This is a genomic window from Bradyrhizobium sp. SK17, assembly GCF_002831585.1.
Taxonomy (GTDB): domain Bacteria; phylum Pseudomonadota; class Alphaproteobacteria; order Rhizobiales; family Xanthobacteraceae; genus Bradyrhizobium.
This window is the reverse complement of sequence record NZ_CP025113.1, coordinates 1,948,057-1,971,429: the sequence shown is the minus strand read 5'-3', so window position 1 is coordinate 1,971,429 and position 23,373 is coordinate 1,948,057. Positions and strand designations below refer to the sequence as shown.

General features: G+C 65.6%; 22 protein-coding genes. 14 read left to right on the top strand and 8 right to left on the bottom strand.

Features of this window, described 5'->3' with window-relative positions; translation table 11 throughout:
* Positions 1-245: 245 nt before the first annotated feature.
* Positions 246-1,697, bottom strand: coding sequence for an NCS1 family nucleobase:cation symporter-1 (locus CWS35_RS09205; protein ID WP_100951713.1), 1,452 nt, complete (start codon positions 1,695-1,697; stop codon positions 246-248).
* 300 nt (positions 1,698-1,997) lie between these two features.
* The gene (gene hrpB / locus CWS35_RS09200) at positions 1,998-4,466 is read right to left on the bottom strand and encodes an ATP-dependent helicase HrpB (protein ID WP_168226291.1); all 2,469 of its coding nucleotides are present in this window, start codon (positions 4,464-4,466) and stop codon (positions 1,998-2,000) included.
* A gap of 417 nt (positions 4,467-4,883) precedes the next feature.
* Here hrpB and CWS35_RS09195 point away from each other — a divergent pair, with 417 nt between their 5' ends.
* The 9 genes from CWS35_RS09195 to CWS35_RS09155 all read left to right on the top strand — a co-directional run bounded on the left by CWS35_RS09195 (position 4,884) and on the right by CWS35_RS09155 (position 12,977).
* On the top strand, positions 4,884-5,951 hold the full coding sequence (locus CWS35_RS09195) for an acyltransferase family protein (RefSeq protein ID WP_100951712.1): 1,068 nt from the start codon (positions 4,884-4,886) through the stop codon (positions 5,949-5,951).
* 234 nt (positions 5,952-6,185) lie between these two features.
* Positions 6,186-6,797 (top strand): sigma-70 family RNA polymerase sigma factor, encoded by a 612-nt coding sequence (locus CWS35_RS09190; RefSeq protein WP_024578786.1) that lies wholly within the window; start codon positions 6,186-6,188, stop codon positions 6,795-6,797.
* Between the two features lie 414 nt (positions 6,798-7,211).
* Complete coding sequence (locus tag CWS35_RS09185; protein ID WP_100951711.1) at positions 7,212-7,919, top strand: cytochrome c biogenesis CcdA family protein; 708 nt, start codon at positions 7,212-7,214, stop codon at positions 7,917-7,919.
* Positions 7,920-7,937: 18 nt separating this feature from the next.
* The gene (locus tag CWS35_RS09180) at positions 7,938-8,516 is read left to right on the top strand and encodes a thioredoxin family protein (RefSeq protein WP_100951710.1); all 579 of its coding nucleotides are present in this window, start codon (positions 7,938-7,940) and stop codon (positions 8,514-8,516) included.
* A 76-nt stretch (positions 8,517-8,592) separates the two neighbouring features.
* Positions 8,593-9,999, top strand: coding sequence for a cytochrome ubiquinol oxidase subunit I (locus CWS35_RS09175; protein ID WP_100951709.1), 1,407 nt, complete (start codon positions 8,593-8,595; stop codon positions 9,997-9,999).
* Positions 9,996-10,997, top strand: a complete 1,002-nt coding sequence (cydB, locus tag CWS35_RS09170; protein WP_100951708.1) for a cytochrome d ubiquinol oxidase subunit II — start codon at positions 9,996-9,998, stop codon at positions 10,995-10,997. The genes CWS35_RS09175 and cydB overlap by 4 nt, the downstream gene beginning before the upstream one ends.
* Positions 10,997-11,128 carry a DUF2474 domain-containing protein gene (locus CWS35_RS09165; RefSeq protein ID WP_100951707.1) on the top strand — a complete coding sequence of 44 codons (132 nt, stop codon included), beginning with the start codon at positions 10,997-10,999 and terminating at the stop codon, positions 11,126-11,128. Before cydB ends, CWS35_RS09165 begins: the two co-directional genes overlap by 1 nt.
* Before the next feature lie 153 nt (positions 11,129-11,281).
* Complete coding sequence (locus CWS35_RS09160; RefSeq protein ID WP_024578781.1) at positions 11,282-11,875, top strand: L,D-transpeptidase; 594 nt, start codon at positions 11,282-11,284, stop codon at positions 11,873-11,875.
* A gap of 64 nt (positions 11,876-11,939) precedes the next feature.
* Positions 11,940-12,977: an amino acid ABC transporter substrate-binding protein gene (locus CWS35_RS09155; protein ID WP_100951706.1), complete on the top strand. Its 1,038-nt coding sequence runs from the start codon at positions 11,940-11,942 to the stop codon at positions 12,975-12,977.
* A 188-nt stretch (positions 12,978-13,165) separates the two neighbouring features.
* Here the strand turns inward: CWS35_RS09155 and CWS35_RS09150 are convergent, their stop codons facing one another.
* Positions 13,166-14,305 (bottom strand): acyl-CoA dehydrogenase family protein, encoded by a 1,140-nt coding sequence (locus tag CWS35_RS09150; RefSeq protein WP_100951705.1) that lies wholly within the window; start codon positions 14,303-14,305, stop codon positions 13,166-13,168.
* A 147-nt stretch (positions 14,306-14,452) separates the two neighbouring features.
* Positions 14,453-15,637 carry an acyl-CoA dehydrogenase family protein gene (locus tag CWS35_RS09145; protein WP_100951704.1) on the bottom strand — a complete coding sequence of 395 codons (1,185 nt, stop codon included), beginning with the start codon at positions 15,635-15,637 and terminating at the stop codon, positions 14,453-14,455.
* A 169-nt stretch (positions 15,638-15,806) separates the two neighbouring features.
* On the opposite strand from CWS35_RS09145, the gene CWS35_RS09140 reads away from it, so the two are divergent.
* A complete protein-coding gene (locus CWS35_RS09140) occupies positions 15,807-16,352 on the top strand; it encodes a carboxymuconolactone decarboxylase family protein (protein WP_024578777.1) in 546 nt (181 codons plus the stop codon).
* 134 nt (positions 16,353-16,486) lie between these two features.
* A complete protein-coding gene (locus tag CWS35_RS09135) occupies positions 16,487-16,981 on the top strand; it encodes a VOC family protein (protein WP_100951703.1) in 495 nt (164 codons plus the stop codon).
* 76 nt (positions 16,982-17,057) lie between these two features.
* On the opposite strand, the gene CWS35_RS09130 is transcribed toward CWS35_RS09135, so the two are convergent.
* The 3 genes from CWS35_RS09130 to CWS35_RS09120 form a co-directional block, all read right to left on the bottom strand.
* The gene (locus tag CWS35_RS09130; RefSeq protein ID WP_100951702.1) at positions 17,058-18,284 is read right to left on the bottom strand and encodes an MFS transporter; all 1,227 of its coding nucleotides are present in this window, start codon (positions 18,282-18,284) and stop codon (positions 17,058-17,060) included.
* A gap of 169 nt (positions 18,285-18,453) precedes the next feature.
* Positions 18,454-19,698, bottom strand: a complete 1,245-nt coding sequence (locus CWS35_RS09125) for an MFS transporter (RefSeq protein ID WP_024578774.1) — start codon at positions 19,696-19,698, stop codon at positions 18,454-18,456.
* Between the two features lie 206 nt (positions 19,699-19,904).
* Entirely contained in the window at positions 19,905-20,402 is a 498-nt protein-coding gene (locus CWS35_RS09120) for a type II toxin-antitoxin system HicB family antitoxin (protein WP_100951701.1), read from the bottom strand.
* Between the two features lie 81 nt (positions 20,403-20,483).
* Here CWS35_RS09120 and CWS35_RS09115 point away from each other — a divergent pair, with 81 nt between their 5' ends.
* The gene (locus CWS35_RS09115) at positions 20,484-21,356 is read left to right on the top strand and encodes a protein-L-isoaspartate O-methyltransferase (protein WP_100951700.1); all 873 of its coding nucleotides are present in this window, start codon (positions 20,484-20,486) and stop codon (positions 21,354-21,356) included.
* Positions 21,357-21,455: 99 nt separating this feature from the next.
* Here CWS35_RS09115 and CWS35_RS09110 read toward each other — a convergent pair whose 3' ends face one another.
* A complete protein-coding gene (locus CWS35_RS09110; RefSeq protein ID WP_100951699.1) occupies positions 21,456-22,145 on the bottom strand; it encodes a DUF938 domain-containing protein in 690 nt (229 codons plus the stop codon).
* Positions 22,146-22,565: 420 nt separating this feature from the next.
* On the opposite strand from CWS35_RS09110, the gene soxX reads away from it, so the two are divergent.
* Together soxX and soxY are read left to right on the top strand one after the other, a co-directional pair.
* Complete coding sequence (gene soxX, locus CWS35_RS09105) at positions 22,566-22,850, top strand: sulfur oxidation c-type cytochrome SoxX (protein WP_245439031.1); 285 nt, start codon at positions 22,566-22,568, stop codon at positions 22,848-22,850.
* A gap of 27 nt (positions 22,851-22,877) precedes the next feature.
* A complete protein-coding gene (gene soxY, locus CWS35_RS09100) occupies positions 22,878-23,372 on the top strand; it encodes a thiosulfate oxidation carrier protein SoxY (protein WP_024578769.1) in 495 nt (164 codons plus the stop codon).
* Position 23,373 lies beyond the last annotated feature (1 nt).

Here is a 23,373-nt window from a genome sequence, read left to right as displayed (position 1 = left end):
GCGAAGGGTTAATATGGGCCGGCAGAGATGCGCGAATCGCACCGCCGGACGTTCACCTCTCCCTTGGGAGAGGTCGGCGCGAAGCGCCGGGTGAGGGGTCACGCATTCTCGTTGGAGCTGCGGCCCCTCACCCGATTTGCTACGCAAATCGACCTCTCCCCAACGGGGCGAGGTAAATCCAGTCTGCGGACCCGGCTCAACCCAAACCCATAAGACATCAGGCGGCCATTCAAGCGACGTCGCCCTCAGGCCGTCCTGGCGACCGGGCTCGGCAGCGCAGCGCGCAGCGCGTAGTAGACCGCGCCCGCGATCGCGACACCGAAGAACCAGCCATAGACCGCCCACCACGCCGGCAGGATCGAGGTGAAGTTCGGCAGCACCGACGAGAACAGCGCGCCGATCGCGGCTGCGATCAGCGCACTGACGTTCCAGCCGTTCTGGAAGCGGTATTCGCCGTGCTCCTGGTACAGCGCCGGCACGTTCACGCGGCCTTTGGCGATCAGATAATAGTCGACCATCATGATCCCGAAGATCGGCCCCATGGTGGCGCCGATCAACCCGACGAACGAGGCGGCGCTGCCCTCCCAGGGCGCGAACGGATACAGTGCCAGCGCGATCAGCGCCGCGATGTAGCCGCCCTTCTTGAAGTCGATATGCCGCGGAAACACGTTGGAGAAATCGAACGCCGGCGAAACGAAATTGGCGACGACGTTGATGCCGAGAGTCGCCACAGCGAAGGTGACCGCGGCGAGCAGCGCCAGGAACCAGCTGTCGAACTTGGCCGAGATCTGGTCGGGATGCAGCAGCACCTCGTGATAGACGTTGAACGCTGCGATCGTGGTGACGCCGGCCACCAGCGAGAACAGGATCAGATTGACCGGCAGGCCCCAGAGATTGCCCTTGCGCAGCGACGCGGTGTCGGGCGCGTAACGGGAGAAGTCGCAGAAGTTGAGATAGAGCGCGGCGAAATAGGTGATCCAGGTGGCGGCGACGGCGCAGAGCGCCGGCAAGCTACCGGGTTCGCCGGGCACGCCGGCATCCCTGGTCTTCTCCAGCAGCACGTCCTGCGGGATCGGCGCGGTGAGCGAGATGCCGCCAGCAACGATGCAGAGATAGACCGCGAGGATCAACATCATCAGCCATACCGCCGGCCCTGCCCAATCCTGGAAGCGGCGCACCGTCTCCATGCCGCGCTGGATGATCAAGAGTTGCAGCGCCCAGATCACGACGAAGCAGATCACCTCGAGCGTCGAATGGCCGAGCATGTGGCTCGACTGGTGGAACGCCTTGAAGCTGTCGATGCGGGTCAAGAGCGCGACGATCGCGCCCGATGCCGCCGCGGTTTGCGCGCCGTACCAGAAGCAGGCAACGACGGCACGCACCAGCGCCGGAATGTTGGCGCCCCAGATCCCGAAAGAGGCCCGCGCCAACACCGGATAGGGCACGCCGGTTCTCACGCCGGCATTGCCGACCAGGCTCATCAGCACGAAGATGACCAGCGAGCCGATGCCGATCGCCAGGATGAAATTGACGAAGCTGCCGCAGAGCAGGAACAGGCTGGCGGCGAGATAATAGCCCCACAGGCTGTGGACGTCGGAGGTCCAGACGTTGAAGATGCTAAAGGCGCCCCAGTTGCGCTCCTTGGCCGGCGCGAGATCCTCATTGTACAGCGACGGCGATGCGTTCTTGATCTCCACAGCGGTCTCCCCAGATTGCGAGCCCGTGATCCCGGCGAGCAAATCTAACCACCGTTTGCCGGCGCTCGCCAGAGCGACCGATCAAGCATGATCGAAAAACGGAGACTCGGCGTCGTCCCGGCGAAGGCCGGGACCCATAACCACAAATGTGTTTTATTGCGCGATGTTGGAACGACGAGTCCCGTCCACAACACCGGCCGCGGCGTATGGGTCCCGGCCTTCGCCGGGACGACGAATAAGAGAAATACGACCTTCAGGCGCAACAAAGCGAAACGTTGGCACGGCACGTTTGCGCTGACATCACGTCCCGCGCGGTTTCACGCGCCTTGTCGGCATCGCGCTGGCGGGATCTTCCGGCCAGGGATGGCGCGGATAGCGGCCGCGCAGATCGGACCGAACCGCGGCGTAACTGCCGCGCCAAAAACCGGGCAGATCGCGTGTCACCTGCACCGGGCGCTGCGCGGGTGACAGCAGTTCCAGCACCAGTGGCACCGCGCCCCTGGCGATCGAGGGATGGGTGTTCAGCCCGAACAGTTCCTGCAACCTGACCGCAATGGTCGGGCCCTGCTCGGCCTCGTAGTCGATCGCAAGCTGGGTTCCGGTCGGCGCCTCGAAATGCGTCGGCGCCTCGCGATCCAGCCGCGCGCGCAACTCCCAGGGCAGCAACGCCATCAGCGCATCCGACAGGTCACCGGCGGACAGGTCCTTCAGCGCGATCTTGTCGTACAGCGCAGGCACCAGCCAGTCGTCGGCACGCGCGGCGAGCGCAGCATCCGACAGATCGGGCCAGCTCTCGTCCTCGGCCTTGCGCAGGAACATGACGCGGTCGCGCCATTGTTTCGCTTGCTTCGACCACGGCAGCCGGTCGAGGCCGGCCGCGATCAGGCCGTCGGCGAAGATGCGCGCCGTCTCGGCCGATGGCTTGAGCGGCATCGGTGCCTCCGACAGCGTGATCGCGTGCAGCGAACGGCGGCGGCGCGCGCGCAGCGCCATCGCGCCGCGGTCGAACGTCACCTCCTCGACATTCTCGATCTGGTCGGCGAAGCGCTGCTCGATCTCCTCCTGGGTGATCGGCGCCGCCAGCAGGATGCGGCCGCTCGCAGCCGTGCCGGTCAGTTCGGCCACCGCGATGGTAGGCAGCCGCGCCAGCGCCGCGGTCTGCTCGACGGCAGCGCCGCGGCCGTTGGCCAGCACGAAGCTGCCATTGCCGCGGTTCTTCGCGACGCGGTCCGGAAACGCAAACCCCAACATGACGCCGGTCGAGAGATCCTTCTGCTCGCTCACCGCCGCCTTCACCTGCGAAGCCCAGCGCGCGGCCATGCTGCGCGCGCTCGAGGCGCGCTGCGAGCGGTCGCGGCGGAACTGGTCGAGCCTGACGTCGAGATCGACGCTGTCGCCGCCGAGCCCGCGCTCGGTCAGCACGGCGGCGATCTCGGCCGCTTCTTCCCCCATGCCGAAGCGGGCGGAATCCACGATCATGCGCGCCAGCCGCGGCGGCAGCGCCAGCGCGCGCAGGCTCTTGCCCTCCTCGGTGATGCGGCCGTCGCTGTCGAGTGCGCCGAGCTCGGCCAGCAGCGATTTCGCTTCCTTCAGCGCGGGGCCCGGCGGCGGATCGAGGAAGGCGAGACTCGAGGGGTCGCTGACGCCCCATTGCGCGAGGTCGAGCACCAGCGAGGACAGATCGGCGGAGAGGATTTCGGGCGCGGTATAGGCCGGCAGCGACGCGGTCTGCGGCTCGTCCCAGAGCCGGTAGCACACGCCAGGCTCGATACGGCCGGCGCGGCCGCGGCGCTGATCGACCGCCGCGCGCGAGGCCCGCACCGTCTCCAGCCGGGTCAGCGCCATGTCGGGCTCGTAGCGCGGCACCCGCGCCAGGCCGGAATCGACCACGATGCGCACGCCCTCGATGGTCAGCGAGGTCTCGGCGATCGAGGTCGCCAGCACCACCTTGCGAATGCCCTTCGGGGCTGGCGCGATGGCGCGGTCCTGCACGGCGGCATCGAGCGCGCCGAACAGCGGCACGATCTCCACTGAAGCGTCGTGCACGCGCTCGGTAAGGAACGTCTGGGTGCGGCGGATCTCGGCCGCGCCCGGCAGGAAAGCGAGCACCGAGCCGGCATCGGCGCGGAGCGCGACCGCGATCGTCTCGGCCATCTGCCGCTCCACCGGCGCGTCGACCTTGCGGCCGACATAACGGGTCTCGACCGGAAAGGCGCGGCCCTCGCTCTCGACCACAGGCGCATCGCCCAGCAGCTTGGCGACCCGCGCGCCGTCGAGCGTTGCCGACATCACGAGGATGCGCAGATCCTCGCGCAGGCCGGTCTGCGCGTCGCGCGCCAGCGCGAGGCCAAGATCGGCATCGAGCGAGCGCTCGTGGAATTCGTCGAACAGCACCGCGGCGACGCCGTTGAGCTCGGGATCGTCGAGGATTTGGCGCGAGAAGATGCCCTCGGTGACGACCTCGATCCGCGTCGCGCGCGAGACTTTCGAGCCGAAGCGCACCCGATAGCCGACGGTCTCGCCGGGACGCTCGCCGAGCGTTTTCGCCATCCGCTCGGCGCTGGCGCGCGCGGCGATGCGGCGCGGCTCCAGCACGATGATCTTCTTGCCCTTCGTCCAGGGCGCATCGAGCAGCGCCAGCGGTACGCGCGTGGTCTTGCCGGCGCCGGGCGGCGCCACCAGCACGGCGGCATTGTGGCCGGTGAGCGTGCGGTCGAGCTCATCGAGCACGGCGTCGATCGGCAGCGGGCTATCGAATTGATGCGGCAATTGCTCTCACCGCGACCGCAGCGCGCGGCCGATGTGGCCGGCGAGGATGTAAACGTCGTAGCTGCGTGTTCCCAACTGCCGCCTCTGGGATACTGGATCGCCCGATCAAGTCGGGCGATGACACCGATTGTGGGGTGAGATCATAGACCAGCCGATAAGCAGATTCGGCCCCAAAACGACTGTCATCGCCCGGCTCGACCGGGCGATCCAGTATTCCAGAGGCCTGTCCGCCAAGCCCGGCCGGCCCGCACCCTATGGTTAACCAACCCGTTGGATTCCCGGGCGTCTTAGACCATTCGCCCGGCGGAAGGAACCGGGGAAAGGCGCAGGTTCGGTGGCACATCCCTTGTATCGATAAAGGAGAAAGCAACCGATCGGGCCGATGATAGCTCCGATCAGGCCGGAACAGGACACCAGATGGCCACAAACGGCACAGGCGCTGCGACAGATCGTTCCATCGGGAGCGCGAGCGGACGCGTCGATTGGGTCGACTATGCCAAGGGCATCTGCATCATCATGGTGGTGATGATGCATTCGGTGCTGGGGGTCGAGAAGGCCGCCGAGCAGACCGGCTTCATGCACTACGTCGTAATGTTCGCGAAGCCGTTCCGGATGCCGGACTTCTTCCTGATCTCCGGCCTGTTCCTGTCGGTGGTGATCGATCGCGACTGGCGCACCTATCTCGACCGCAAGGTGATGCACTTCGCCTATTTCTACGTGCTGTGGGTGACGATCCAGTTCGGCTTCAAGGCGCCGTCGCTGGCCGCCGAGACCAGCTGGCCCCAGGTCGGGCTGCAATATCTCGAATCCTTCATCGAGCCGTTCGGCACGCTGTGGTTCATCTACCTGCTGCCGATCTTCTTCGTCGTCACCAAGCTGACGCGCAATGTCCACCCGCTGATCATCTGGCTGTTCGCCGCGGCGCTGGAGACCGCGCATGTCGCGACCGGCTGGACCGTGATCGACGAGTTCTGCGCCCGCTTCGTCTATTTCTTCACCGGCTATGTCCTGGCGCGCTACGTCTTCGCGCTGTCCGATCGCGCGCGGGCGCGGCCGGCATTGGCGCTGCTCGGGCTTGGGCTCTGGGCACTGGTCAATGGCGGCCTGGTCGCGCTCGATCTCAGCGAGTGGCCGGTGGTTTCGCTGGCGCTCGGATTTGCCGGCGCCTGCGCCATCATCGTGACCGGCACGCTGCTGGCGCGCGCCCATTGGCTCGGCTTCCTGCGCTTCTGCGGCGAGCACTCGATCGTGATCTATCTCGCCTTCTTCCTGCCGATGGCCGCGACCCGCACGCTGCTGCTGCGGGTCGGCGTGATCCACGACATCGGCCTGATCTCGCTGATCGTGACCGTGGTCGGGGTCGCCGGCTCGCTCTTGATCTGGCGGCTGGCTTTGGCCGCGCGGGCCAATTTCCTGTTCGAACGTCCGGACGCATTCTGGATTGCCCCGAAAAAGGCAGCGCCCTCTCTCCAGGCAGCGGAATAGTGCAGGAAGTCACCTCCGGATTCGTTCCAACAGGGGCGATTCCGGTCGCTCTAATTTTCCACGCATTGAAATAATTGAGTTTTTGGTCCTGAATGTTTCGTCGTCCGGCCGGCGACGAAACAATTCTCCCGGTCACGAAACCATTTTCCGCTTTTGGCGCAGACATCCGGAAACGGGCGCTAACTAACAATTCTCCCAACGAACCGCCGCCCAACGGCGAACTGGGAGCCTGTCATGCCGAACGTCATCGCCATCAACGCTGCAGCCAAGAAGCATATCGATGCTGCTCGCGCGACCTCGGATGAAATGCTGCTCGCGCGTATCGCCAAGAATGACCGCACCTCGATGCACACGCTCTATGCCCGTCACAATGTGCGGGTCTACCGCTTCGTGCTGCGGATGGTGCGCGACACCACCATGGCCGAGGATCTGGTCAGCCAGGTTTTCCTGGACGTCTGGCGGACCGCGGCCCAGTTCGAGGGCCGCTCGCAGGTCTCGACCTGGCTGCTGTCGATCGCCCGCTTCAAGGCGCTGACCGCGCTGCGCCAGCGCAGGCATGAGGACATCGACCAGGAAGACGTGCTGGAGATCGCCGACGGCGCCGACACGCCGGAAACCTCGCTTGATCGCGCCACCACCAGCGAGATCCTGCGCGCCTGCGTCGCCAAGCTGTCGCCGGCGCATCGCGAGATCATCAACCTGGTCTACTACCATGAGAAGTCGGTCGAGGAGGCCGGGCTGATCATCGGTATCCCGCAGAGCACGGTGAAGACCCGGATGTTCTATGCCCGCAAGCAGCTCGCCGACCTCCTCCGGGGTGCCGGCGTGGACAGCGTCGCGGCGTAAACAGAAGCTAATTCAATTACTTAAAAGGAGATCGCGCAATCCGGGCAATTGTTGACGAAGCCAAAAAAGTCCGGCGACGAAACAATTGAAACAGTCGACGACATCACCCGGAAAAACGCGATCTCTATACCCATATCCAACGACGCAACCCCAACCCCAAGTCACTGACTCAGTTTCGATACCTCCCTCGTTCTAACCTCCCAAGTAACCTCCAACGACCCGGCCGGGATGCCCCCCAGCCGGGTCGCTCTGTTTTTGGCGCAGCGTCGTGAGGCCGAGGGTGCCGCGTCTCACACCAACGTGACGCGGCACGCGCCCGGACGGCCGTAACGGCCCGCACCGTCCTCGCGAAGACCATCAGGCGAACCCGGCACGGCCCTCTGGCGCGCCGGGACTTCTGATGGACGGACGACGATGCTCAGCCTTGCCCCTGCCCTTACTTTGGCCCTGCTTGCCGGTGTCGCCACCGTTGCCGCCCCTTGCACCCTGCCGATGCTGCCGATCCTCCTTGGGGTATCGATAGGCCAGACCGGCAAGGCGCGGCCCGCGATGATCGCGCTCGGCTTCGTGATGTCATTCTCTGCCGTGGCATTGCTGCTGAGTGCGATCACGCGCGCGTTCGATTTCGATCCCAATCTGCTGCGCACCGGCGCAGCGATCCTGCTCGCGGGCTTCGGCCTGCTGATGATCTGGCCGACGCCGTTCGAATGGCTGGCGATCAGGCTGACCGGCGCCGCAGGCGGCCTTAGTCAGGCCGCGCCGTCGCAGAGCCTGTTCGGCGGCTTCGTGCTTGGCTCCACGCTCGGCCTGGTGTGGACGCCGTGCGCCGGTCCGGTGCTCGGCTCGATCCTGACCATCGTCGCGACCTCGAAGGATACCGCATGGGCGAGCCTGCAACTCGTCACCTACGCGATCGGCGCCGCGATCCCGATGCTTGCCATTGCCTATGGCGGACAGGCCGTCACCACCCGCGTGCGCGGCCTGGCACGGATCGCGCCGCGCCTTCAGCAAGGTTTTGGCGTCGTGATCATCGGCTTCGCCGCGCTGTCCTACCTGCAATACGACACGCTGATCGTGGCGTGGCTGACCCAGTTCTATCCCAACGGCCAGATCGGCCTGTGAGCTCATAAGGAGAGTTCGATGTCCCTGCGCTTGATTGCTGTATCCGCCCTGGTGGCCGGGCTTGGTCTCGGCGGCGCCGTGATCCCCGGCCTCTGCACCGAGTCCGACGCGCCGGCGCAGCCAGTGCCGCGGGCAGTCGCCATGACCACCGAACAGAGCCAGACCGCGCCTGAATTCGCCGGCATCAGCAACTGGTTCAATTCGCAGCCGCTCAGGCTTGCCGACCTGCGCGGCAAGGTCGTGCTGGTCGATTTCTGGACCTATGGCTGCGTCAACTGCGTCAACACGCTGCCGCACGTCACCGAGCTCTATTCGAAGTACCGGGACCGCGGCCTGGTCGTGATCGGCGTCCACACGCCGGAATTCCCGTTCGAGCATTCGGCGTCCAACGTGCAGGCGGCGCTGAAGCGGCACAGCATCCTCTATCCGGTGGCGCAGGACAACAATTCGCAGACCTGGAACGCCTACGGTAACCAGTATTGGCCGGCGCAATACATCATCGACCAGAACGGCAAGATCGTCTTCCAACATGCCGGCGAAGGGCGGTACGACGAGATCGACCGCACCGTCGCCCGGCTGCTCAACGCCAATAGTTGATTAGACAATCCGCCCTGTGTCGTCGTCACACCCGGCGTGGTAAGGTCCACGCCGGGTCGACGACAAATGGTGGATCATGTTCGAAGGCTGGGATGCGGTCGTACTCGCCCGCGCGCAATTCGCTTTCACGATGTCGTTCCATATCGTGTTCCCGGCATTCTCGATCGGGCTTGCGAGCTATCTCGCGGTGCTGGAGGCGCTTTGGCTGATCACCAAGCGCGAGGTCTTCATCAACCTGTTCAATTACTGGCTGAAGATCTTCGCGGTCGCGTTCGGCATGGGCGTGGTCTCGGGCATCGTGATGTCCTACCAGTTCGGCACCAACTGGGCGTCGTTCGCCGACAAGACCGGGCCGGTGATCGGCCCGATGATGGCCTACGAGGTCTTGACCGCGTTCTTCCTCGAGGCCGGTTTCCTCGGCGTGATGTTGTTCGGGCTGTCGCGGGTCGGGCCCAGGCTGCATTTCGTAGCGACCCTGATGGTCGCGATCGGCACGCTGATCTCGGCGTTCTGGATTCTGTCGGCCAATTCCTGGATGCAGACGCCGACCGGCTATGCCGTCAACGCCGACGGCCAGTTCGTCGCCGCCGACTGGTTCAAGGTGATCTTCAATCCGTCATTTCCCTATCGCCTCGTGCACATGGTGCTGGCGGCCTACCTCACCACCTCGCTGGTGGTCGGCGCGGTCGGCGCCTGGCATCTGTTGCGCGACCAGCATCTGGCCGGGCCGCGCGTGATGTTCTCGATGGCGATGTGGATGGCAACCCTGGTGGCGCCGATCCAGATCCTGGCCGGCGACCAGCACGGCCTCAACACCTTGGAGCATCAGCCGGCCAAGGTGATGGCGATGGAAGGCCACTTCCAGAGCCACAAGGACGGCGCGCCGCTGATCCTGTTCGGCTGGCCCGACGAGCGCGACGCCAGGGTGAAATACGCGATCGAGGTGCCGAAACTGTCGTCGCTGATCCTCAAGCATTCGCTCGACGCACCGCTCGCCGGCCTCGACACCGTGCCGCGTGAGAACTGGCCGCCGGTGCCGATCACCTTCTGGGCGTTCCGCGTCATGGTCGGGCTCGGCTTCCTGATCCTGGGGCTCGGCCTGTTCAGCCTGCTGATGCGCTGGCGCGGCCTGATGTACCAGTCGCCGCTGCTGCACCGCTTCGCGGTGCTGATGGGGCCGGCCGGATTTATTGCGGTGCTGGCGGGCTGGATCACCACCGAGACCGGGCGGCAACCATTCACCGTCTACGGACTGCTGCGCACGGTGGACTCGGCGTCGCCACTGGCGGCGCCCGCGGTCGGCTCCTCGCTGATCGCCTTCATCATCGTCTACTTCACCGTGTTCACCGCGGGCGTGATCTACATCCTGCGGCTGATGGCGCAGCCGCCGCATCCCGGCGAACAGGGCCCGACGCCGGATCTCCCCGCCCGCGCCGCCGGCATCACGCCGGCCGCGGGCGCAGCCGTGGAGGGCGCGCGATGATCGATCTCGCCACCATCTGGGCCTTCATCATCGCCTTTGCCGTGTTCGTCTATGTCGTGATGGACGGCTTCGATCTCGGCCTCGGCATCCTGTTTCCGCTGTTTCCGCAAAAGGCCGATCGCGACGTCATCATGAACACGGTGGCGCCGGTGTGGGACGGCAACGAGACCTGGCTGGTGCTCGGCGGCGGCGGCATGATGGCGGCATTTCCGCTGGCCTATGCGGTGCTGATGCCGGCGCTCTACACGCCCATGATCGCGATGCTGCTCGGCCTGGTGTTTCGCGGCGTCGCCTTCGAATTCCGCTGGCGCACCCAGAAGGCGCGCAACAAATGGGATCTCGCCTTTGCCGGCGGCTCGCTGGTGGCGACGCTGGCGCAAGGCATCGCGCTCGGCGCCATCCTGCAAGGCATCCATGTCGAGGGACGCCACTATGCCGGCGGCTGGTGGGACTGGCTGACGCCGTTCAGCGTGCTGACCGGCATCGCGCTGGTGATCGGCTATGCGCTGCTCGGAGCAACCTGGCTGGTGATGAAGACCGAAGCCGAGCTGCGCGACCGCGCCTATCACCTGAGCTGGATCCTGCTGGTGGCGATGCTGTGCGCGATCGGCGCCGTCAGCATCGCAACCCCGTTCCTGAGCGTGCAATACACCCAGCGCTGGTTCGCCTGGCCCAACATCATCCTGACCGCGCCGGTGCCGATCGCGGTCGCCGCGGTCACCGCGCTGTTGCTGCGCGCGCTGGGCAACAAGAACGATCACCAGCCGTTCTTCCTGACGCTGGCGCTGTTCGCATTGTCCTATGCCGGGCTCGGCATCAGCATGTATCCGTATATCGTGCCGCAGAGCATCACGATCTGGCAGGCGGCAGCTCCCGCCAACAGCCAGATCTTCATGCTGTTCGGGGTCTCGATCCTGGTGCCGCTGATCCTCGGCTACACCGCCTGGGCCTATTGGGTGTTCCGCGGCAAGGTGCGTCCCGGCCACGGATATCATTGATGCGACGACCCGATCCGGATCAGCGTCCGCTCGGCCAGCGCCTGCTGTGGTTCGTGGCGCTGTGGCTCGGCGGCGTCGGCACGGTGGCCCTGATCTCCTTCGCCTTGCGACTCTGGATCGCGCCGAAATAGCGCCGGCGGTGTTGCAAGCGCACAGCGCGACCGACAAAAAACAGAAGCATTACAGTGATATAGGGTAGCGCCCGCCCTAAACTTGCCATCAAGCTGCCGCTGAGATTTGATGTTGCCGCGATTTGGGTGGCAGCGCCACAAGGAGAGCTTTGCATGACCAAACTTCGTCACCTGGTCTGGATGATGATCGCGGCGGGCACGCTCGTGCTGTCGACATCGCAAGGCTTCGCCCAGAGCCGGCCGGACGTCGACGAGCCCGGCCTGATCGCGGACGACAGCTATCAGCTCGATCCGGAATGGCAGAAGCAGGTCGTGTACTACCGGACCAACGAAGCGCCGGGCACCATCATCATCTCCACCGCCGAGCGTCATCTCTATCTCGTGCAGGGCAACGGCCGTGCGCTGCGCTACGGCATCGGCGTCGGCCGCGACGGCTTCCAGTGGCAGGGCCTGGTCAACATCACCCGCAAGGCCGAATGGCCGGATTGGACCCCGCCGCCGGAGATGATCGCGCGCCAGCCCTATCTGCCGCGCTTCATGGCGGGCGGGCCGGGCAATCCGCTCGGCGCACGCGCGATGTATCTCGGCACCACGGTCTACCGCATCCACGGCACCAACCAGCCCGACACCATCGGCACCGCGATCTCCTCCGGCTGCTTCCGTCTGGTCAACGCCGACGTCACCGATCTCTACAACCGCGTTCCCGTCGGCACCAAGGTGATCATCCGCCAGAAGCCCGAACTCTGATCTTTGCTACCCCGCCTGCGATATTCGACCTGATTTTTCCCCGATCCTTCGCGAGAGAGAACCCATGCGTACATTTCGAGGCGGCCTGACGATCGGGCTCGCGGTCGCCGTGCTGGTCGCGGCCGCCGCCATCACCTATGAGCGTTACGACACCCGCACCCTGAAGCGCACCATCCGCCGCGGCGAGGTGCTGTGCGGCGTCAACAAGGGCCTGCCCGGCTTCTCGATCCCGGACGACAAGGGCAACTGGACCGGCTTCGACGTCGACTTCTGCCGCGCGGTGGCGTCGGCGATCTTCGACGATCCGACCAAGGCGAAGTTCGTGCCGCTCGACGCCAGCGAACGCTTCAAGGAATTGCAGAACCGAAAGGTCGACATCCTGTCGCGCAACTCGACCTGGAGCATGTCGCGCGAGGTCAATTACGATCTCTATTTCCCGGCGGTCGCCTATTATGACGGCCAGGGCTTCATGATCCCGCGCGCGCGCAACATCGATTCCGCGCTCGACCTCAACGGCAGCAAGGTCTGCGTGCAGGGCAACACCACGACCCAGCTCAACCTCGCCGACTATTTCCGTGCCAACAACATGAAGTACACGGAGATGAAGTTCGACAAGCTGGACGACGTCGTGAAGGCCTATGATTCAGGCCAGTGCGACACGCTGACCTCGGACGCCTCGCAGCTCTATGCGCTGCGGCTCAACCTCTCCAAGCCGGGCGATCACATGATCCTGGCCGACATCATCTCCAAGGAGCCGCTGGCGCCGGTGGTGCGGCAGCGCGACGACGACTGGATGATGATCGTGAAGTGGACGCTGTACGCCATGATCAACGCCGAGGAGCTCGGCATCACCTCGAAGAACATCGACGAGGCGCTGAAGTCGAAGAAGCCGGAAGTGATGCGGCTGGTCGGCACCGAGGGCGCCTATGGCGAGGATCTCGGCCTGACCAAGGACTGGGCGGTGCGCATCATCCGCCATGTCGGCAATTACGGCGAGGTCTACGACCGCAACGTCGGCGCCGATTCCAAGCTGAAGATCCCGCGCGGCATGAACCAGCTCTGGAACGCCGGCGGCGTGCAATACGCGCCGCCGATCCGGTGATCGGCAACACAGCCCAGACCACCGCTGCTACCGCCCCCTCTGCTGTCATCACCCGCGAAAAAGCGGGTGATCCAGTACGCCGAGGCTTCTCGGCTCAAGCACTGACCTCTCTGGAATACTGGATCGCCCGGTTGAACCGGGCGATGATAGTGTGTTGTGTGGCGACGGCGTTGCGCTGACGCGTCGGCTTAGTATCCCTTACCCTGCGCCAACTGATCCGTATGGAAATTGCTGTCGCCGAACAGCTCCTGGCAGACGCGGGCGCGCTTCATGAAGAAGCCGATGTCGAACTGGTCGGTCATGCCCATGCCGCCGTGCATCTGCACGCCTTCCTGCACGGCCAGCGTCGCCGTGGTGCCGGCGCGCGCCTTTGCCACCGCGACCGCGGTCGCGGCCTTGTCGATGTTGGTATCGAGCGCCTGTAGCGCCTTCAGGACCGCGGCGCGGGTGATCTCGATATCGATGTAGATCTGGGCGGCGCGGTGCTGCAACGCCTGGAATTCGCCGATCGCCTTGCCGAACTGCTTGCGCTCCTTCAGGTAGGTCACGGTGCGGCCGAACACCTCGTCGGAGAGACCGACCATTTCTGAGGCGACCGCGCCGCGGCCGATATTGAGCACGCTCTCGAGCAGCCCAAAGCCCTGATCGACCTCGCCGAGCACGCTGTCGGCGTTGACCTCGACATTGTCGAACACGATGCGCGCGGCATTGTGCGAATCGACCATCGCGGTGCGCTCGATCGCGAGCCCCTTCGCCTTGGGATCGACCAGGAACAGCGTCAGCCCGTTCCTGTCGCCGGTGCTGCCCGCGCTGCGCGCGGCGACGATCAGCAGGTCGGCGGTGTGACCGTCGACCACGAAGGCCTTGTCGCCCGACAGCTTGAAGCCGTTGCCGGAGCGCGTGGCCTGCAATTTGGTTTGCAGCGGGCGATGCTTGGCGCCTTCATCGATCGCGAGTGCCGCCAGCAGCGAGCCGTCGGCGATCTTGGGCAGATGCTGCGCCTTCTGCGCGTCGCTGCCGCCGCGCACCAGCGCTGAGGCCGCAAGCACCGAGGTCGAAAGGAACGGCGACGGCATCAAGGTGCGACCGATCTCCTCCATGACGATGCCGGCCTCGACGCAGCCCAGCCCGCTGCCACCGAACTGGTCCGGCACCAAGAGGCCGGAGAAGCCCATCTCGGCAAACGTCTTCCAGAGCTCGCGCGAGAAGCCGGTGGTGTCCTTGGCATCGCGCAGGCCGCGCAGATGCGCCACCGGCGCCTTGTCGCTGATGAGACCGCGCGCACTGTCGCGCAGCATGGATTGTTCTTCGGTGAGGACGAGGGCCATGGATGGATTCCGCTCTTCAGATGTTAATCTCGTCATTCCGGGGCGCGACATCGTCGCGAGCCCGGAATCCATACGCACGATCGTGGTTATGGATTCCGGGCCTGGCCCTGCGGGCCATCCCGGAATGACGTGTGGTGAGATTGTGCGTCACGCGCCGGGCAGATCGAGGATGCGCTTGGCGACGATGCCGAGCATCACCTCAGAGGTGCCGCCCTCGATCGAGTTGGCCTTGGTGCGCAGCCAGGCGCGCGGACGGGCGCCGCCGCGGGAACGGTCGCTCTCCCATTCCAGCGCGTCGCTGCCGCCCGCGGACATCAGGATCTCGTAGCGGCGCTTGTTGAGCTCGGTGCCGTAATATTTCATCGCCGACGAGAACGCCGGATGCGACTGCCCGGCCTTGGCGAGATCGACCGCGCGCTCGGCCGCCGCGGCAAGCGCCGCCTCATCGACCTCGAAATTCGCGATCTGGCTGCGCAGTTGGGCATCGTCGAGCTTGCCTTGCGCATCCGCGCCGACCGAGTCGGCGGCGATCTGGCCGAGCGGACGGCCGACGCCGCGCTCGCCCATGCCCGAGATCATCGCGCGCTCATGCTGCAACAGATACTTCGCGACATCCCAGCCGCGATTGACGGTGCCGACGACATGCGACTTCGGCACCCGGACATTGTCGAAGAAGGTTTCGCAGAATGGCGAATAGCCGGAGATCAGCAGGATCGGCTTGGTCGACACGCCCTTCGAGGTCATGTCGAACAGGATGAAGCTGATGCCGTCATGCTTCTTGGCGGCCGGATCGGTGCGCACCAGGCAGAAGATCCAGTCGGCATAGTTGGCGTAGGAGGTCCAGATCTTCTGGCCGTTGATGATGTAGTCGTCGCCGTCGCCGATCGCGCGGGTTTGCAGCGAAGCGAGGTCGGAGCCGGCGTTCGGCTCGGAATAACCCTGGCACCAGCGGATCAGGCCCGCGGCGATCTTCGGCAGATGCTCCTTCTTCTGCTCCTCGGTGCCGTATTGCAGCAGCGCCGGCCCGAGCATCGAGATGCCGAACGAGGTCAGCGGCTGGCGCGCGCCGATCGCCGCCATCTCCTGGCGCACGATCTTGGCTTCCTCGCCGTCGAGGCCTCCGCCGCCATATTCCTTCGGCCAATGCGGAACGGTCCAGCCCTTGTCGCGCATCCGCTCGAACCAGACGCGCTGCGCTTCGGAGGAGAATTTCGTGTTGCGGCCACCCCAGAAGGTGTCGCCATCCGAGGCCATCGGCTTGCGCATCTCCGGCGGGCAGTTCTGCTCCAGCCAGGCGCGGGTCTCGGCGCGGAATGTCTCAAGGTCAGCCATGGGTGCGTTTCCACTCAAAATCGACGAATTGGATTCGACCTTAGACCTACGCAGCCGCCGAATTCAATATGCCTCGCGGCCGCGCCATGCTCTGGCGTCGCTACTCACCTTGCAGGTTCGGGTGTATCGCCGAGATGGGGTAACGCTTGAAAAACAAGAGAAAACGGACATGCGGCTGAAGCTGCTTTCGCCTAGCGAAATGAACGCCGCCCAGAAAGAAACCTACGACGAGTCGATCGCCGGCAAGCGCGGCGCGCCACCGGCGCCGATGCTGGCCTGGCTGAACAGCCCGGAGATGGCGCGGCATGCCACGCGGCTCGGCGAGGTCTTGCGCTTCGACACGATCTTTCCCGCAAAGCTGTCGGAGATCGCGATCCTCGTCACCGCCCGGCACTGGACCGCGCATTACGAATGGTACGCCCACAAGCGGCTCGCGCTGAAGGGCGGCCTCGATCCGAAGATCATCGAGGACATCCGCGTGCGCCGGACGCCGACCTTCGACGATCCCAAGGCCAGGGTGATCTACGACGTCGCCAAGGCGCTGCACGAAGGTCACGGCCTGCCGAAGGCACTGTATGACGAGGCGATCGAGGTGCTGAGCCAGCGTGGCCTCGTCGAGGTGATCGGCCTGTGCGGCTACTACACGATGGTGTCGATGACGCTGAACACGTTCGAGTTCCAGCTGCCCGGCGGCGAGTTGTCGGAGCTCTGCTAGGTCAGGCGGACCGTGGCGCCGTTCGGAAACGCTGCGTTTCCGGATGGATTGCTCCGGTCCAGGCAAATCCGGACTATATCAGGCGGCGAAGCCTTGCCCTGAGCAGCAGGGCGCTGACGCCAGCGGAGCAGTCTATGTCGCAAAATCCTCCCATCATCGCGGGCACGCGGATCGGGCATGTCCATCTCAAGGTGGCCGACCTGGACCGTGCGCTCGGCTTCTATTGCGGCGTGCTCGGCTTCGAGTTGCAGCAGCGCATGAGCTCCGGCGCGGCCTTCATCTCGGCCGGCGGCTATCACCACCACATCGGCCTCAATACCTGGGAGAGCAAGGGCGGCCACCCGCCGCCATCAGGCACCACCGGCCTGTTCCACACCGCCATCCTCTACCCGACCCGCCCCGCGCTCGCCGACGCGCTGCACCGGGTGATCTCGGCCGGCATCCAGCTCGATGGCGCCAGCGACCATGGCGTCAGCCAGGCGCTGTACCTGCGCGATCCCGACGAGAACGGCGTCGAGCTCTATTGGGACCGCCCCGAAGCCGATTGGCCGCGCAGCGCAGACGGCAAGCTTTCAATGTTCACGCGGCGGCTCGACCTCGAGGAGTTGCTGAAGCAGCGCGCGGGATAATTCCGTGACCCGACAATCGTAATTCCGCGGCGCGGTCCCGGATATCGCTTCGCTCATCCGGGCTACAAGGTCGTTTTCAGGATGGCGCGGCCGGTCCGCGGGTCATGATCGTCACGGCCGCGATCAGTTCGAGGCCGATGCAGCCATAGAACGGCAGCGTGTAGCTGCCCGAGAGATCATGCAGCAGCCCGATCACGCCGGGGCCGAACGCGTAGGTGATCTGGTTGATCGCGGTGATCAGGCTGACCAGCACGCCGAAAGCGCGTGGATCGAACTCGCGCTGCACGATCAACGCCGGCAGCGTGATCAGATTGCCGACCGAGAAGCCGAACAGCGCGCAGGCGGCGATCTGCGCCACGTCGTTGTGCACGTTGATGATGATGACGAGCGCGACCGCCTGGCTGACAAAGGACAGCGCCGATGCCAGCCGCTGGTTGAGCCGGTCGATCACGAAAGAGAACGAGACGCGGCCGACCACGGCCATCGCGGTCAAGAGCGCCATCGCCACCGTGGCGCGCTCGCGACCGATCACCTGGTCGAGATAGGCGATCAGATGCACGATGAAGCCGACCTGGGCGAACAGCACCAGCGCGAACGCGATCGAGACCGAGAGGAAGCGGATGTCGCGCAGCGCCCTCGCCCGGATCTGGGTCGCTGACGGCGCATCAGCAGCCGCTGACGTCACCGCGTGCAGATGCGCCGGTGGCCGCCCGACGAAGATCAGGATCACCGGCACCATGATCACGACCAGCAGCCCGGCGGCGGCGATCATCGCTCCGGAGAAGCCGAATGCGCCGATCCCGGTCACCAGCAGCGGCACGCCGACGATGCCGCCGAAGCTCGCGCCGTTCAGCGCCAGGCTGATCGCCATGCCGCGCTTCTTGTCGAACCACAGGCCGAGCGTGTTGGTGATGATGCCGAGGCTGGTGCCGGCCCAGCCGACCGCCAGCAGCGCGTCGGCGAGATAGAGCTGCCACGGCTCGCGCACCTGGCCGATCGCAACCGACGCGACCGCCATCGCCAAGGTGCCGGCGATCAGGCAACTGCGCGCGCCGAACGCCTTGATCGCCTCGCTGACGAAGGCGACCAGCGCTGCACCGAACAGATAGAAGAAGGTAGTGCCCGACGAGACCAGCGAGGCCGGCCAGCCGTGCTGCTTGTGCAGCTCGGCGACATAGACGCTCTGGCCGTAGAAGCCGAGGCCCCAGCCGAAGGTCGCCAGCAGGAAGCAGACGGCGACGATGCGCCAGCCTTCGTAGCCGAGCGAGGATTCGTCAGTTCGCGTGGGTGAGGATGCGTCCATTTCTTGCTCTTGCTTCCGACATCGTCATGACCGGATTAATCCGTTCTCACGATGTAGGGAGCTGTGCAAGCACGTCACTTCGAAGCGGGTCGAAGTGTCAGCAGTTGGCAGCAGGAGATCGTTGGGCATGTTCTTGCGGGAAGCCGCGGCACATTTTTCCGGAACATGCCTACATGCTCGGGTCCGGAATCTCTTCCACCGCGCGCAATTTCGCCCGCCGCTTGGCAAATGACGCCAGTGACAGCACGGCAAGGCCGAGCAGCACCGGCGGGAACACCACCCAGTTGACCGCGTTCCAGCCGTAATGCGCGAGCAGCTGGCCTGACGAGAACGAGCCGATCGCCATCATGCCGAAGACGAGGAAATCGTTGAACGCCTGCACCTTGTTGCGCTCCTGCGGCCGGTGCGTTTCCAGCACCAGCGCGGAGGCGCCGACGAAGGCGAAATTCCAGCCGACGCCGAGCACGAACAGCGTCGCCCAGAAGTGCGGCGCCGTGATGCCCGACAGCCCGATCATCGCGGCCACCGCCTCCAGCGCCAGCCCGAGCGCGACGATGCGCGGTGCGCCGAACCGCGCGATCAGCGAGCCGGTGAAGAAGCTCGGGCCATACATCGCCACGATGTGCCACTGGATGCCGAAATTGGAATCGCTGACCGTGAGCCCACACATCTTCATCGCGAGCGGCGCCGAGGTCATCACCAGGTTCATCATCGGATAGGCGATCACGCCGCACAGCGCGGCGGCGATGAAGCGCGGCTGCCTGGCGATTTCGAACAGCGGGCGGCCGCCATGCAGATCCGCGGCCGCGGGCTTCGGTGCGTCGACGCCCGACAGCACCGCCATCGCCACCAGCGCGACCAGCGCCTGCATCACGAAGGAGAACGCGAACAGGTAAGGCGGCCAGATGTCCATGGTCCATTGCACGAGCTGCGGCCCCAGCACGCCGGCGAATACGCCGCCGGCCATCACCCAGGACACCGCCTTGGGCCGGAACGCAGCGCTGGCGCCGTCGGCCGCCGCGAAGCGATAGGATTGCGCGACGGCGCCATAGAGTCCGCCGAGGAAGGTCGCGCCGCAGAACAGCCAGAACGACGAATGCAGGATCGCCCAGGCGCCGAGCGCGCCGGTGAGCGTGCCGCAGAAGGTGCCGATGATGAAGGCTGTGCGGCGGCCATAGGCGCGCGAGATCGCGCCGGTCGGCAGCGTGCCGGCGGCAAGGCCGAGCACATACATCGAGAGCGGCACGGTGGCGAGCGAGACGCTCGGCGCCAGCGACGCGCCGACGATCGAGCCGGTGGCGAAGATCACGGCCGAATTGGCCCCGGTCAGCGCCTGCGCCGCCGCCAGCCGCCACACATTGGCGCGCGCCCGCGCGTCGTCACTGGTTTCGTCCGCAGCTGTCACGTCGATCATCGATAGTCCCGCGTCGAGGCCCCGGCGGCCTGCAATCGCCGGCACTATGGAGAGCGGGTGCAGGCCGATCAACCGGCGCAAACGGACGTACGCCATGCGGGAGGCGCACGAGGGGCGGCGAAAGCAAAGTGCGGCTGGTACCCAACTTCGTCATTCCGGGCTCGCGCCAAGAGGCGCGCCCCGGAATGACGGCGGCTGCAATCGCCCTACCGCGCCGGCTTCTTTCCCGGCCGCTTCTCGGCGCGCAGCGCGCCGGTCTTGTGCACCTTGGAGCGCGGCGCGATCGGGGCGCCGCGCGGAAATCCGCCCGGCCATTCCAGCGCGAGCGAGCTCGCAAAGCCGAAGAAGCTCGAACGGCTCATGCCGAGCTCCGCGGCGCGCTTGTCGATGCGCGTGATCAGGCTCTTCGGCAGGTAGACATTGACGCGCTCGGACGGATCGGGCGGATCGACGCCGACCATGAAGAACGCCGCGACGTCGGAGCCCTTGGGCGGCACGATCCGCTCGATCGGCGTCGGCTCCGGCAGCGCGTGGCCCTGCTCGAGCCAGCCGTCCACCGCCTGCGCCAGCGCACGCTCGGCGCGCTCGATCGCCTCCTCCTGCGATTTGCCGCCGGCCACGCAGCCGGGAAAATCCGGAAACCATGCCCCGAACGCGCCGCGTGGTCCGCGCTCCAGCACGGCCGGATAAAGCCGTCTCTTCATTCTGGCCTCCGTCGTTGAAGTATGCTATTTCACACACATTGATGTGTCAAATGACACACGAAAGGCAAAGGGAGCACCGCGATGGACCCGCAAGCCGAACTCCGCATCGTCCGCGGAGCCTACGCCAGGCAGATCCTGGCCGCCGCCAACGTCGTCGATCCGCGCGTCGCCGCGGCCTTCGCCGCGATTCCCCGAGAGGATTTCGTCGGCTCGGGACCATGGATGATGCTGCGGGGGTTTCGACAGGATTACATGCCGACGCCCGATGCCGATCCTGTCTACCTCTACACCAACGACCTCGTCGCGCTGCTGCCCGAACGACGCCTCAACAATGGCCAGCCCTCGCTGCACGCCCACCTCATGCACCGGGCCGCGCCCGCCGCTGGCGAACACGTGGTGCATGTTGGAACCGGCACGGGTTACTACACGGCCCTGCTCGCGCATCTGGTCGGACCGACCGGCCGGGTCACCGGCATTGAATACGACCCGGAGCTTGCGGCACGTGCCCGCGCCAATCTCGCCCCTTATTCAAATGTCGAGATCATCACGGGTGACGGCACGCAGGTGGAGTTCAGGCCGGCCGGCGTGATCTACGTCAACGCCGGCTGCACCCGGCCCGCGGCGCGCTGGCTCGACGGCCTCGCCGAGGGTGGCCGCCTGATCCTGCCGCTGACATCGGATGCGGGCTTCAAGGGCGGCACGCCGGAGCATGTGGCGCGCTCCGGCGCGGTGTTCCGGGTCCGACGCGCCGATGGCGCGTATCAAGCCGACTGGATTTCACCGGTCGCGATCATTCCCTGTGACGGCGGCCGCGACGAGCCATCAGAGCAGGCGCTGGCCAAAGCCTTCGCCCGCGGCGGCTGGCAGAAGGTGACGCGGCTCTACCGCGATGCCGGGATTCCCGACGCGCGTTGCTGGCTGCGCGGGGACGGATGGTGTCTGGCTTACGACTGAGCTGGCCATTGCCCGATCTGTAGGATGGGTAGAGCGCAGCGAAACCCATCAACCGTCGCCTCGGACAAGCGCGATGGGTTTCGCTGCGCTCTACCCATCCTACGATTGACCCGCATCCTTCCGCACGAACATCAGGATCATGTTGTTGGCCGGCATCTCGAAAGTGCCGCCGAGCTTCAGCCCGACGCTCTCCGCGAGCGCTTCGACATCGGCGATGTCGCGCACGCCCCACTCGGCGTCGCGTTCGCGCAACGAGGTGTCGAACACGGCATTGCTGAGCGCAGTGTGCTTGCCGCCGCGCTTGAACGGGCCGTAGAGGAACAGCCGGCCGTCGGCGCGCAGATGCCGCGCGGCGCCGGCGAACAGGCCCTCGGCGACGCGCCACGGCGCGATGTGGATCACATTGGCGCAGAAGATCGCGAGCAGCCTGTCCGGACCTTTGCCGTCCGACGGCGCCGGCGACCAGGCCGGATCGGACAGATCGATCGGCTGCGCCGGCCGGATGTTGGCAAGCCCGGCATGGGCGCGCCAGGCCGCGATGCTGCGCAGATGCGCGGCATGGAGGTCGCTCGGCCACCAGATGATGTCGGGCGTCTGGCTGGCGAAATGGACGACATGCTGGCCGGTGCCGCTGCCGGCTTCCAGCACGTCGCCGGATCGGCCGGCGAGGAAATCCTTCAGGACCGCCCAGATCGGCTGATGGTTGCGGTGGAAGGCCGCCGCGTCGAGCCGACCGTCCGCCTCAACCGGCCGACCGTCCTTGCCGAACTCCACCACGAACTCCGCCACCGCACGTCTCCTGTGTTAGCCGAATGTAGACCGCGCAACCGCAATCGGCAAAATCGGAACCGAAACGACACCGCTGTTGCTTCCCCGTCATTCCGAGGTGCGAGCCTTGCGGCGCAATTGCGCCGCCGGCGAGCCTCGAAGAATGCACAGCCACCGGTCGGGCCGTCCACCCTTCGAGACGGCCGCGTTGCGGCCTGCTCAGGATGACGGGCCTGGTTTCATCTGCGCTGACCTTTCCGTAACGACATTAACCCCGTCGCAACGCGCCTATTCTCCAAGTTGCCAGCCGATGGCCTTTGTGCTTTCCACTCTTTATATTGCGATGGGATCATCGAGATTGAAGCCCGGGAAACGTCCTTGATCGCCACTTTCACCAAGCCAGCCTTCGTTCTGGCGCTGCTGGCCGGCATCGCCGTGGCTATGCCCGCGCAGGCCCAGTCCGCCACTGAGGGCCAAAAGCTCGCTTTCGACCGCGGCAAGGGCAATTGCCTGACCTGCCATGTCATCAAGGGCGGCGAGCTGCCCGGCACGATCGGCCCCGAGCTGACCGGACTCAAGGCGAAATACAGCCGCGACGAGCTGATCGCGATCGTCACCGATGAGACCAAACGCAACCCGCAGACCGTGATGCCGCCGTTCGGCCGCAACCGGATTCTGAGCGAGAAGGAAATCGACGCCGTGGTGGACTTCCTGCAGACCCTGTGACGCCGCGACCGCTTGAGGAGATTTTCGATGAACATCGCGACCAACGAATATTCCGAAGTGCGCCGCCTGCTGCTGAAGGGCGCGGGCGTCGCCGCACTGATCGGCCTCGGGGTGATCCCGTTCGACGTGCCGCAGGCGCTCGCGGCCGCCAACGACAAATATCCGGAAGACGCGTTCAAGCAGAAGACCGTGGCCGACGCCATCAAGGCGCTCTACGGCAAGACCGCCGAGCCGTCGGACAAGGTCAAGATGGATGCGCCCGAGATCGCCGAGAACGGCGCTGTGGTGCCGATCTCGGCCACCACGACACTGCCGGGCGTCACCTCGATCTCGTTTTTGGTGAGCGAGAACCCGATCTCGCTGGTCGCGTCCTACAAGATTCCGGACGGCACGCTGCCGAGCGTCGGCAACCGCATCAAGATGGCCAAGACCAGCAATGTGGTGGTGCTGGTCGAGGCCGATGGCAAGCTCTATAGCGCGACCAAGGAAATCAAGGTCACCGTCGGCGGCTGCGGCGGCTAGG